Origin of the sequence: Williamsia sp. 1138, assembly GCF_002095435.2 — a bacterium.
Taxonomy (GTDB): Bacteria; Actinomycetota; Actinomycetes; order Mycobacteriales; family Mycobacteriaceae; genus Williamsia.
The window spans coordinates 61,436-73,012 of sequence record NZ_MJEJ02000028.1; the positions used below are offsets into that span (position 1 = coordinate 61,436).

Annotated in this window: 10 protein-coding genes; 6 read left to right on the forward strand and 4 right to left on the reverse strand. The window is 64.8% G+C overall.

Annotated elements, in window-relative coordinates; genetic code table 11:
* Positions 1-2: 2 nt before the first annotated feature.
* Positions 3-1,499, reverse strand: a complete 1,497-nt coding sequence (locus BH683_RS04480) for a sugar porter family MFS transporter (protein ID WP_084835070.1) — start codon at positions 1,497-1,499, stop codon at positions 3-5.
* A 158-nt stretch (positions 1,500-1,657) separates the two neighbouring features.
* Positions 1,658-2,128, reverse strand: coding sequence for a hypothetical protein (locus tag BH683_RS04485; RefSeq protein WP_084835071.1), 471 nt, complete (start codon positions 2,126-2,128; stop codon positions 1,658-1,660).
* Positions 2,129-2,299: 171 nt separating this feature from the next.
* Here BH683_RS04485 and BH683_RS04490 point away from each other — a divergent pair, with 171 nt between their 5' ends.
* Positions 2,300-2,881 (forward strand): HhH-GPD-type base excision DNA repair protein, encoded by a 582-nt coding sequence (locus tag BH683_RS04490; RefSeq protein WP_084835072.1) that lies wholly within the window; start codon positions 2,300-2,302, stop codon positions 2,879-2,881.
* Between the two features lie 39 nt (positions 2,882-2,920).
* Positions 2,921-3,664: a hypothetical protein gene (locus tag BH683_RS04495; RefSeq protein WP_084835073.1), complete on the forward strand. Its 744-nt coding sequence runs from the start codon at positions 2,921-2,923 to the stop codon at positions 3,662-3,664.
* A 51-nt stretch (positions 3,665-3,715) separates the two neighbouring features.
* On the opposite strand, the gene BH683_RS04500 is transcribed toward BH683_RS04495, so the two are convergent.
* Positions 3,716-5,056 (reverse strand): DUF1298 domain-containing protein, encoded by a 1,341-nt coding sequence (locus BH683_RS04500; protein ID WP_084835074.1) that lies wholly within the window; start codon positions 5,054-5,056, stop codon positions 3,716-3,718.
* A 234-nt stretch (positions 5,057-5,290) separates the two neighbouring features.
* Here BH683_RS04500 and BH683_RS04505 point away from each other — a divergent pair, with 234 nt between their 5' ends.
* The 4 genes from BH683_RS04505 (at position 5,291) to BH683_RS04520 (ending at position 10,122) form a co-directional block, all read left to right on the forward strand.
* On the forward strand, positions 5,291-6,889 hold the full coding sequence (locus BH683_RS04505; protein WP_084835075.1) for an aldehyde dehydrogenase (NADP(+)): 1,599 nt from the start codon (positions 5,291-5,293) through the stop codon (positions 6,887-6,889).
* Between the two features lie 48 nt (positions 6,890-6,937).
* On the forward strand, positions 6,938-7,873 hold the full coding sequence (locus BH683_RS04510; protein WP_084835076.1) for a 5-dehydro-4-deoxyglucarate dehydratase: 936 nt from the start codon (positions 6,938-6,940) through the stop codon (positions 7,871-7,873).
* On the forward strand, positions 7,873-9,144 hold the full coding sequence (locus BH683_RS04515) for a glucarate dehydratase family protein (RefSeq protein ID WP_084835077.1): 1,272 nt from the start codon (positions 7,873-7,875) through the stop codon (positions 9,142-9,144). The genes BH683_RS04510 and BH683_RS04515 overlap by 1 nt, the downstream gene beginning before the upstream one ends.
* 84 nt (positions 9,145-9,228) lie before the next feature.
* Positions 9,229-10,122, forward strand: a complete 894-nt coding sequence (locus BH683_RS04520) for a LysR substrate-binding domain-containing protein (protein WP_084835078.1) — start codon at positions 9,229-9,231, stop codon at positions 10,120-10,122.
* Positions 10,123-10,337: 215 nt separating this feature from the next.
* On the opposite strand, the gene BH683_RS04525 is transcribed toward BH683_RS04520, so the two are convergent.
* Complete coding sequence (locus BH683_RS04525; protein ID WP_246833120.1) at positions 10,338-11,390, reverse strand: IS30 family transposase; 1,053 nt, start codon at positions 11,388-11,390, stop codon at positions 10,338-10,340.
* Between the last annotated feature and the right edge of the window lie 187 nt (positions 11,391-11,577).

The window sequence follows — 11,577 nt, forward strand, 5'->3', positions numbered from 1 at the left end:
GGTTACTTCAGATCCTTGGCCGCTGCCTTGTCGGCGGCCTTGTCTGCTTTCAGAGCCGCTTCGACGTCGCCCAGGGTGTCCATGTCCTCGAGTTCCATACCCTTGGTCTCGGGCACCTTGAGGCGGACGTAGAAGTACGAGGCAAACGCGCAGAAGGCGAAGAAACCGTAGATCCACGCGAGGCCGAGCGTCTCGTTCAGCTGCGGGAACAGCAGCGAGATCGTGAAGTTGGCGATCCAGTTGACGCCGGTGCACACACCCAGCGCCACACCGCGAATGCGGTTCGGGAACATCTCCCCCAGCATGACCCACATGACCGGGCCCCACGTTGCCGCAAACGCGACGACGAACAGGTTGGCTCCGATCAGCGCCACCAGACCCCAGGTCTTGGGTAGCGAGATGTCGTCGCCGGCGCCCTGCTGCTGCGTGAACGCCACGCAGGCGAGCACCAACCCGATGAACATTCCCACCGAACCGATCAGCAAGAGCTTCCGCCTGCCGATCCTGTCCACGAACAGGATCGCGCCGAAGGTCATGACGACGTTCACCACGGCGGTGATCACCGACGTCTTGAACGATTGGCTCTCGCTGAATCCGACCGACTGCCACAGGGTCGTCGAGTAGTAGAAGATCGCGTTGATGCCCACGAATTGCTGGAAGATCGCAATCCAGATGCCGACCCACACCAGCGGGTGCAGTCCGAACGACGGCCCGCGAATGTCCTTGATGGACACGTTCGATTCGCGCTTGAGGGTCAACCGGATTTCTTTCACCCGCTCTAGCGGATCCGCTTCACCGGTGACCTCGGTCAGAATCCGGGCAGCCTCTTCATCCATGTTGCTGCCGACGAGGTAGCGCGGGGACTCCGGGATGAGGAACGCCAGGATGCCGTAGATGAGCGCCGGGATCACACCGACCATGAACATCCAGCGCCAGGCCTCTATACCGAACCACAGGTCGTTGGCGGCACCGCCGGCACTGTCGGCGAGCAGGGCGTCCGAGAGCAGAGCGACAAAGATGCCCATCGTGATGGCCAGCTGCTGCAACGATCCCAGCGCCCCGCGATAACGGGCCGGTGCGATCTCCGCGATGTAGGCGGGCGCGATCACCGACGCGATACCGATGCCGAGACCGCCAATGACGCGCCAGATCAACAGATCTGGCACCGCCCAGGCCAAACCGGTGCCGATTGAGGAGGCGATGAACAGGAAGGAGCCCAGCAGCATCACCTTCTTGCGGCCCCAGATGTCTGCGAGACGGCCTGCGAACCACGCGCCGAGCGCGCAACCGAGCAACGCGATCGCGACCGAGAAGCCCTTCATGAAGTCGTTGAGCTCGAAATGGGTGCCGATCGAATCGACGGCGCCGTTGACCACCGAACTGTCGAAACCGAACAGGAAACCGCCGACGGCGGCCGCGACCGTCACCCCGATCACCTTGGCTACGTGAGCCTCTCCCACCTGCGGTGAGGGCGAACTCTTGCTCGCATTTGTGGACATCGGGGGTTACCCACCTTCCGATCGGCGGCCGGCGTCATTGCCGGCGTCGGACACCTTTGCGTGACGTTACTCCTCGGCGCCTGGCCAGTTCGTACGTCCTGTATAGAAAGTCGGTCACAATTCGAACACCCGCTCGCGGGCGCTGCCGTCCCGGTGGGTCAGACGGTGGCCGCTCCCCCACACGAGGAGTACTGCGGGTTCACCATCGGGAAGAATGCGAGCGCACCGATCTTCTGGCGAACGGTGAACTCGACTGCGCCGCGGCCCGTTCGCAACGAACCCTCCCAGCTCGCCGAACGACCCCGGGCCGGGATGATCACCTTGCCTCGAGCGCCCGTGGTCGTGTTCACCCAGGAGACGGAGGCTTCCACGTTGTATTCGAAGAGGAAACCGGCTCGCGGGTTGTTGGCGCTGAGGTAGAGCACCGGCCCCGTGGCACCGTCTTTCGGGAACTGCACGTTGTTGTAGAGGTCGATGTCGATGCGCAGCGGACTGCCGTTGCTGATGGGAGGCCCCCACGGATCGGGACTGTTGCAACTGATGGTGTCGACCAGGTTGGGTTCGGCCGCAGCCGGCGCGATCCCGACCACCGTCATCGCGGTTGCCGCCACCGCGACTGCGGCTCCCACGATCCTTCTCCGTGCCGTGCTTGTGCCTGCTCCGATTGCCACCACGAACTCCCTCATCCCCGAGCCGAGTGTGTGTCCTGCCAGCATTGAACCAGCCGAGGGCGCGATTGTGCCGGGGAACCGCCCTATACGCTGGAGCGCGACGTGTCCGAACGGCGTTTGGAGGGCGACATGACCCGCGAGATCTGCATCGCACAAGATCCAGCAGCCGACGAGTTGTTGTCGAACGACGACTTCGCGCTCGTCGTGGGCATGACCCTCGACCAGCAGTATCCGATGGAAGCGGCGTTCAAGGGACCGCAGAAGATCGCCGAGCGGATGGACGGTTTCGACATCCACCGCATCGCCGAGTCGGACCCGGACGAGTTCGTGGCGTTGTGTTCGGTGACGCCCGCGATCCACAGATTCCCGGGGTCAATGGCCAAACGGGTCCACGACCTCGCGACGGTCATCGTCGACGAATACGGCGGCACACCGTCGGCCATCTGGACCGAAGGCGACCCAGACGGCAAGACCGTTCTCAAACGCCTCAAGGCGCTTCCGGGGTGGGGCGACATGAAGGCACGGATCTTCTTGGCACTGCTCGGCAAGCAACTGGGCGTGGACCCGAAGGGCTGGCGGGAAGCCACCGGCCACTACGGAGACGACGGGTCACGCCGCTCCGTCGCCGACGTTGTCGACAACGCCACCTTGCAAGAGGTCCGCGAGTTCAAGAAGCAACAAAAAGCCGCCGCCAAGGCCAAAGCCGGGTGAATGTGCCCGGGGGTTACGGCAACGCCTTAGGCTGAGGCCATGGATGCCAAATTGGTGATCGAGATCCCAACTCGGCTGGGATTCGCGGCAGCGGGGGCAGCATTGTCGGCCGTCGAGGCGAGTGTGGCCCTGAGCCGTGTCGCCGTCGAGAACGTGCACTACGAGATCTCCGCAGCGATGGGCCTGCGGGACAGTCCGGCCTTCCGCAGTCCCCTGCAGTTGCTGAACCAACTCGGCGAGCTACTCGAGGAGGACCGCTCGCTGGGCCGGATCCTGGCCCGCGGCGGTCCACTCGATCGGTTGCTCGCCGAAGACGGGCTGGTCGAACGCGTACTGGCCGACGACGGGGTGCTCGATCAGATGACCGAGGCCGGCGGTCCTCTCGACCGACTGCTCTCCCGGCACGGACCTGTCGACCGGATGCTCGCCGAAGACGGGGTACTGGCCAAGCTCACGACACCCGGAGGGCTGCTGGACCGGCTGTCCGAGGACGAGGGTTTCCTCGACAGGATGACGGCGGACGAGGGGCTGCTCGAACAACTGGTGGGCGAAAACGGTGCCTTGGAACGCGTCATCGCGCCGGGCGGACCCATCGACCGGCTCTCGGATCTGGTCGAGATGATCGGCCAACTGGCGCCGAGCATCGAGAAACTCCAATCGACGGTGGACGAACTCAACGACGCCGCCGAAACGCTCAGCGTGGCCGTCACCCCGCTCGGTGAACTCGTCGGGAAACTGCCGAAACGCCTCGTCCGGAGTAAGAACGGCACAGGCGAACACTGACGGCTCCGCCGCCGCGTGAACAGTGAGTGTGCCGCCGCCGCGCGAAGGCGACTACCGACTCCCCGAGACGATCTGATTCCAGGCGATCGAGGCTCCGAGGATCTCCAGGTAATTGTCGATGTCGCCGACAGCGGACTCGGCGGCATGAACGCTGATCGCGACAGTGTCACCGATGCCGTGTACGGCGTGGGTCAAACCCATCACCGGGGAGAGCGCGGGAAAACCGGTGGTGAAGGCGACCGGGGCGGCTCCGAACGTCAGGTCGGCCGCGCCCCGGTTGACGCTGGAGACGACGGTGTTGCCGATCACGGATTCGGGCACATGCGTCGGGTCGAATTGCGCGACCCCCCATCGCAGCAGGGGCGCGGGCACTGCCGCGAAGGCCTCGTCACCCGCCCGCAGCGCGGGATGATTGTTGCGCAGCTGCCGCTGTCCCAGAGCGTTCGCGATGTGCCTCGAACGAACCCCCAGGTCGGCGGTGTCGGCATAGAGACCGATGCCGACATTCCGAAAATGATTGCGAGACAAAGCCGCACCCGACTTTGCCATCGTCACCTCGGCGCCGAGCGTGGTCGGGTCCTCTCCGCATTCACGGAGATAGTCCGAGAGTCCGAGTGAGATCGCGGTGAGCGCACTGACCGTCACAGTCGGCCCTGGAAAGTCATCGCGACGGCGCACCAGGGTGCGGACGGTGCGCACGCCCTCGGGCCTGGTGTTGGTCAACAACAGCGGCCGACACCTGGCCTGCTGTGGCACAAGACCTTTGATCATGTCATCGACGAGCCGACGGTGCGTACGGGCAGCGTTGAGGCCACGCCAACCCAGCGAGCCGATCTGTATCGGGAGACGAAGAGCTGCCACGGCTGCGGCCTGCACAGCCGAGTAGGCCTGCTCGGTGCTGCCCGGCCTGGGACCTTCTGGTCCGATGGGGCCGAACAATTGCCGGGCCAGACCCGAGGATCGCCTACCGTCGGCCAGGGCGTGGCAGATCTGCAGCACGACGACGGTCGCCGTGTGATCACACCGCGGGGCGTCGGCCACTTGAGTGAACACGTGCAGCCGCCACGCCTTGTCCCGCGGGTCGAGCTGCGCGTCGGCCAGCCCGGCTATCGCGTCGAGGCAGTTGTCCCACTTCGGATCCACGAGGTCGCGAACGATGATCTGGTCCCAGTCGGCGTCGCACCGGACCCAATACGGGTAGTCCATCGCGCAGTCGACGTCGGCGATCCGAAGCCGTAGATCAGAAATCGATCCAGCTCGCTCGATCACGAAATCGATTGCCGATTCCAGACTTTGCGGGGCGCCGTCGAACACGAAGACCAGGAACTGATCGTTGGGGATCTTCTCCGACATCCAGTACATCTGGGCGTCGGCCGGCGACATTCGCTCCATGAAAGAAACCTACCGCAGGCGAACGACCGCAAACCCCGATTCTCGCAGGCGCGCAGATGTGGTGTTGACGTGCGTCGATTCAATTGAGCTATCGAAGATCGGCACATTTGACTTGGACAGGAATGGATCGGCCTCCTACGGTCGAGTTATGACTCAGGTCACGCTTCTGGCTTTCCCGGGCGTGATCAGAGTCGGCAACGAGAGCACGCGCATCGACAACGCAAGGAATCGACCATGACAGCAACGGTAAATCAGACCGACGCCCTCACCGGGCAGATGATCATCGCGGGCACCTACGTGACCGGTAGCGGCGACACGATCCGTGGACTCGACCCGTCGACCAATCGCGTTCTCGAGCCCGGCTACGCCTACGGCAGTGATTCGGACGTCGACACTGCCTGCTCGGCCGCCGCATCGGCCTTCGACCAGTACCGCGCGACGACGTCCGAGACCCGCGCAGGCTTTCTCGAAGCGATCGCGGAGAACCTGGAAGCCCTCGGGGACACCCTGATCAACCGGGCGGCCGCAGAGTCCGGTCTACCGGTCGGACGCATCACCGGCGAAGTCGGCCGTACGTCCGGCCAGTTGCGATTGTTCGCGGGCGTCCTGCGCGACGGCGGCTGGAACGGAGCACGCATCGACCCGGCGCAACCCGATCGTTCTCCCCTGCCACGCTCCGACATCCGCCAGCGGAAGATCCCCCTCGGGCCCGTCGCCGTCTTCGGCGCCAGCAACTTTCCACTCGCCTTCTCGGTCGCCGGCGGCGATACCGCGTCGGCGCTCGCCGCGGGATGCCCCGTGGTGGCCAAGGCCCATGACGCCCATCCCGGCACCTCTGAATTGGTGGGCCGCGCCATCACCGACGCCATCGCCCGCACCGGAATGCCTGCAGGCACCTTCTCCCTCCTGTACGGGTTCGGCCCGACCCTGGGCGCACGGCTCGTCACCGACCCCCGGATCAAGGCCGTTGGATTCACCGGATCCCGTTCCGGTGGAACAACTCTGGTGGCCGCAGCAGCTGCCCGGCGGGAGCCGATCCCCGTCTACGCCGAGATGAGTTCCATCAACCCGGTGTTCGTCCTCGACAAGGCACTGCAGACTCGTGGAGCAGAGCTCGGCAAGGCCTTCATCGGGTCGTTGACGCTGGGCTCAGGGCAGTTCTGCACCAACCCCGGACTGGTCATCGCCGTGGACAGCCCCGGGTTGACCACCTTCATCGACGCTGCCGGGGCCGCGATCGCCGACACCGTTCCCACCCCGATGCTCACCCCGACCATCGCGAGCTCGTATTCAGCCGGCGTCGAGGCTCTCGCGGCCGCGTCGACGGTCGAAGCCCAGGCCCCCGGCTCCGGCGCGCCGAACAGTTGTGGCGCAGCTGTCTTCAGCACCGACGCCGACACTTTTCTGTCCTCGGACGTGCTGCAGCAAGAGGTGTTCGGCTCGGCGAGTGTGGTGGTCAAGTGCACCGATGCAGCGCAGGTCCGCGCCGTTGCCGCAGCACTCGAAGGACAACTCACCGCGACCGTGCACGCCGACGACGCGGACATGGGCGACGCCGCGGCCCTGCTCAACGTCCTCGAACTCAAGGCCGGGCGAATCCTGTTCGACGGGTGGCCCACCGGGGTCGAGGTCGGGCACGCGATGGTTCACGGCGGCCCGTATCCGTCGACCTCGGATTCGCGCAGTACGTCGGTCGGATCACTGGCCATCGAACGCTTCTTGCGCCCGGTCGCCTATCAGGACGTCCCACCCGCTCTGCTGCCCTCCGCGGTGGCCGACGGCAACCCCGATCACCTGTGGCGCCGCATCGACGGCCGCCTCGTCCAAGACTGACCTCCCTCCACCCGCTTGATCAGCCCCGACACATCAAGGAGATACACCATGCTCGACGGAGTCCTGTTCTTCCCCGTCACCCCGTTCACGCCGGCCGGCGAGGTCGACTATTCGCTGCTCGCGCAGCACCTCGAGAAGGGTGTCGCGGCCGGTCCCGGCGGAGTCTTCATCGCTTGCGGGACCGGGGAATTCCATGCCCTCGGACTCGAGGAGTTCGGCCGGATCGTCGCCACCGCCGTCGATGTCGTCGCCGGTCGGGTGCCGGTGTTCGCCGGCGCAGGCGGCTCCCTGGTGCAGGCGAAGGAATTCGCGGTGAGCGCCAAGGACGCAGGCGCGGACGGCATCCTGCTGTTACCCCCGTACCTCGTCACGATGCCGCCTGCCGGCCTGGTCGCATACACGCGCGAGATCGCCGCAGCCACCGACCTGCCGCTCATCGTCTACAACCGCGGGACTGCGGTGTACAACGAGGCGGCCGCGGTGGAGGTCGCGCAGCTGCCGACGGTCATCGGATTCAAGGACGGCACCGGCGATCTCGACAACGTCGCCCGCATCGTCATCGCGGTGAAGGATGCGCTGGCGCCGTCCGGCAAGGACTTCCTCTTCTTCAACGGACTGCCGACCGCCGAGATCACCCAGCAGGCCTACCGCGCCATCGGGGTGACCCTGTACTCGTCGGCGACGTTCGCCTTCGCACCCGAGATCGCGCTGGCGTTCTACAACGCACTCGAGGCCGGGAACGACGAGCTCGCGGAAGGGCTGCTGCGCAGCTTCTTCCATCCGCTGGTCCGCCTGCGCAATCTCGTTCCGGGATATGCGGTCTCGCTGGTGAAGTTCGGTGTCACGATGGAAGGCATCGACGCCGGGCCCGTTCGCGCACCCCTCGTGTCGTTGTATCCCGAACACCAGCAGGAGTTGATCGAGATCACTGCGGCGGGACGTGCAGTCCTCGACCGCGCTCTGGCGTCGGCAGTCGCGGTCTGATGGACTCCGCACCGGTCCGGATCACCGGGGCCCGTATCACCCCGGTCGCCTTCGTCGACCCCCCGCTGCTGAACACGGTCGGCGTCCACCAGCCCTACGCGCTGCGGGCGATCATCCAACTCGACACCGATGCCGGACTGGTCGGGCTCGGTGAAACCTACGCCGATACCGCCCATCTGGCGCGGCTCGAAGCGGCAGCAGCAGCCATCGTCGGTCAGGATGTGTTCGCGCTGGGCGCCATCCGGCAGGCCATCGACGCCGAGCTCGACACCCTCTCGATCACCGGCGGCGATGGCGTCGCGGGGATGATCACCACCGCGAGTACCACCGACAGGGTCCTCTCCCCGTTCGAGGTCGCGTGTCTCGACCTGCAGGGCAAGGTGTTGGGGCGGCCGGTCTCCGATCTGCTCGGCGGCGCCGTGCGCACCGAGGTGCCGTTCAGCGCGTATCTCTTCTACAAGTGGGCCGCCCATCCCGGTGCCGAGCCCGACGAGTGGGGCAGCGCACTCGATCCCGAAGGTCTGGTCCGCCAGGCGCACCGGATGATCGGCGAGTACGGCTTCAAGGCGATCAAACTCAAAGGCGGGGTCTTCCCGCCCGACCAGGAGATCGCGGCGATCAAGGCGCTGCGCGCGGCCTTTCCCGACCTGCCCCTGCGGCTCGACCCCAACGCCGCCTGGACGGTCGACACCTCGGTGCAGGTGGCGTCCGAACTCGCGGGAATCCTGGAATACCTCGAAGACCCGACACCCGGCCTCGAAGGCATGGCCGAGGTCGCCGCCGAGGCCAAGATGCCCTTGGCCACCAACATGTGCGTCGTCGCCTTCGATCAACTCGAACCGTCGGTACGGCAGAACTCGGTGTCGGTGGTGCTCTCCGACCACCACTATTGGGGTGGCCTGCAGCGATCACGGCTGCTCGCCGGCATCTGCGACACCTTCGGTCTCGGACTGTCGATGCACTCCAATTCGCATCTCGGGATCAGCCTGGCAGCCATGGTCCATCTGGCGGCCGCAACCCCGAACCTCTCCTACGCATGCGACACGCACTGGCCGTGGAAGTCCGAGGATGTGGTCAAACCCGGTGCGTTGTCCTTCATCGACGGCGCCGTGCCGGTTCCGACCGCCCCGGGACTCGGAGTCGAGATCGACGAGGACGCACTTTCTGTCCTTCACCAGCAGTATCTCGACTGCGGCCTCCGCGACCGTGATGACACCGGGTACATGAAGTCGATCGACCCGACGTTCGAGAACACCTGCCCGCGCTGGTAGATCCGCCTCTGACCGTCGCGGAAGGCGCGTACATTGATCCATTGGGTCGCGTACGCGCCTTCTCTCGATACCAGGAGTGGATCAATGTTCTCGCTGGCCCGCCTCACGTGCTTCATCGCCGTCGCCGAAGAGCTGCATTTCGGCCGGGCCGCCGAACGTCTGCACATGACGCAACCGCCTCTGAGCAGACAGATCCAGCAGCTCGAGAACGAACTCGGCGTCCAGCTCGTCGACCGGACGAGCCGTTCGGTCACGCTGACGGCTGCAGGTACCGCATTCCTTCCTGATGCCCGTCGCATCGTCCGCCTGTCCGAGAGCGCGGTGCTCACCGTCAGACGAGTGCCCGCCGGCGACCTCGGCACCGTGATCATCGGATTCACCGGAGCGTCGGCGCACGCTGTGCTGCCCAGGCTGCTGTCGACTGCGCGCGAAAAACTCCCTGACGTCAAACTGGTTCTTCGCGAGATGGTTTCGTCTGCCCAGATCGAATCGCTGTCCGGAGGCGAACTCGATCTGGGGCTCGTCCGGCCCATCATGACCCGCCCTGGGATCAGTAGCAGGCCCATCCATCACGAGCGGTTGATCGCGGCGCTGCCCACCGACCACGAACTGGTCGACGCGGAGCACCTGACGATCGAGGATTTCGACAATCGTCCGGTGGTGATGTACTCCCCCGTCGACGCCAGGTACTTCCACGAACTGCTGATCAGCACCTTCACGATCGTCGGCGCGACACCGAAGTACGTCCAGTACGTGACGCAGGTGCACACGATGCTGGTCCTGGTCCGGTCCGGGCTGGGGATGGCACTGGTCCCCGAATCAGCGGCCACCATGCATCCTGAGGGCGTGGTCTTCAAAGAGGTGACGTCGGTGCGGGACCGACCGGTCCAGATGAATGCCGCCTGGCGTCCGGACAACCAGAATCCGGCCCTGACCAGACTCATGGAAGACGTGCTGCCGCAACGCGAGTGGATCTGACCCCCCGGCTCCCCGGAGTTGGTGGGTTGTGATGAGGCCGACCTGGGGCAAAGTCAAGTGGTCAACGCAACGAGCTGGTCTTAGCGGTGACTTCTTGATGGGCTTGGAAGACTCCGGGCTGGCGGCGTGGGTGATCGACCCGCGTCGCCTGTGGAGTGGCTTGGGGTAGTTGTTCTTGCTTCCGGTTCGAGGGCAGGGACGGGGTATGGATGTACTTAGGCGGCGGCGTGTACGGCAAGTAGTTCCGTCAAGGCTTGGGCCGGAGTTTTCCACTCCAGGGTTTCCCTCGGCCGTCTGTTGAGGGTCGCAGCGACGCGGGCGACGTCGGCTGCGGTGTGCACGCTCAGGTCGCTGCCTTTGGCGAACCAGTGGCGCAGAAGCCGGTTGGTGTTCTCGTTGCTACCGCGCTGCCACGGTGAGTGTGGATCGCAAAAGTACACAGGCGCTTGGAGTTCGAGCTGAATCCGGTCGTAGGCGGCGAGCTCGGTGCCGCGATCCCAGGTAATGGATCGCCGTATGTGGGCGGGCAAGTCTCCCATCGCTGTGATCATCGCGCCAGCAACGGTATCGGCTTGGTGATTGCCCGGCAGGTGCAGCAAGATCACGAACCGGGAGGTTCGTTCGACCAACGTCCCGATCGCTGTGCCACCGGACCCCATGATCAGGTCACCTTCCCAATGCCCCGGAACCTTGCGATCTTTCACGTCAGGGCGGTCAACGATCTTGAGGGCTTTGTCGTAGATTTTGCCCTGTCGACTCGCGCTGATTCGCGACTTGCGCGCCGGCCTACTGGTGGACAGAGTCTTGTACAGGTCCGCCCGCAACGACCCACGCGACTGGACGTACAACGTGTTGTACAGCGTCTCGTAACTAATTTGATGCGCCTTGTCGTTGGGGAACTGAATCTTGAGCGAATGCGACACAAGCTTGGGACTCCACCCGTCGTCAAATGAGTCTTCTATCATCTGCTGTTCGGGGTGGCCATCGAGCTTGAATGCTTTAGGCCGCAACGCATTGACCTTGGATCGCTGGTGCGCCATCAGCGCGTGATACGTGCCGTCGGCGTTCGAGTTGCGGCCGATCTCACGCCACACCGTCGTCCGCGGCCGACCTATGAGTATCGCGATCTCAGTGACGCCCAGATCGCGTTGCAGCGCCGACTGGATCTCGATCCGCTCGCCCAACCCCAGTCGATGCCCACGCGTCTCAGTGCCATCGTCGTCGACCACAACCGCCAGGCCGCCTACTCCGCCCTTCATCAGTGTCATGCCGCCAGCATTCGCCCACCAGCGGTCGGCAGTGCTGTTCGACACGCCCATTACCCGAGCCGCAAAATCCTTCGTCGACCCCGTACAAAGCAGATCGAAGAACCCAAACCGAATAGCAATATCAAACGGACGTCTACCCATCGCAACCTCCAAGCAGTCAGTGTTGCGTTGACCGTATGAATTTGCC

Excerpts from the sequence above, each read along its gene's own strand:
- BH683_RS04480 (WP_084835070.1), bottom strand. The coding sequence starts at position 1,499 with ATGTCCACAAATGCGAGCAAGAGTTCGCCCTCACCGCAGGTGGGAGAG.
- BH683_RS04490 (WP_084835072.1), top strand. The coding sequence starts at position 2,300 with ATGACCCGCGAGATCTGCATCGCACAAGATCCAGCAGCCGACGAGTTG.
- BH683_RS04495 (WP_084835073.1), top strand. The coding sequence starts at position 2,921 with ATGGATGCCAAATTGGTGATCGAGATCCCAACTCGGCTGGGATTCGCG.
- BH683_RS04500 (WP_084835074.1), bottom strand. The coding sequence starts at position 5,056 with ATGGAGCGAATGTCGCCGGCCGACGCCCAGATGTACTGGATGTCGGAG.
- BH683_RS04505 (WP_084835075.1), top strand. The coding sequence starts at position 5,291 with ATGACAGCAACGGTAAATCAGACCGACGCCCTCACCGGGCAGATGATC.
- BH683_RS04510 (WP_084835076.1), top strand. The coding sequence starts at position 6,938 with ATGCTCGACGGAGTCCTGTTCTTCCCCGTCACCCCGTTCACGCCGGCC.
- BH683_RS04515 (WP_084835077.1), top strand. The coding sequence starts at position 7,873 with ATGGACTCCGCACCGGTCCGGATCACCGGGGCCCGTATCACCCCGGTC.
- BH683_RS04520 (WP_084835078.1), top strand. The coding sequence starts at position 9,229 with ATGTTCTCGCTGGCCCGCCTCACGTGCTTCATCGCCGTCGCCGAAGAG.
- BH683_RS04525 (WP_246833120.1), bottom strand. The coding sequence starts at position 11,390 with ATGACACTGATGAAGGGCGGAGTAGGCGGCCTGGCGGTTGTGGTCGAC.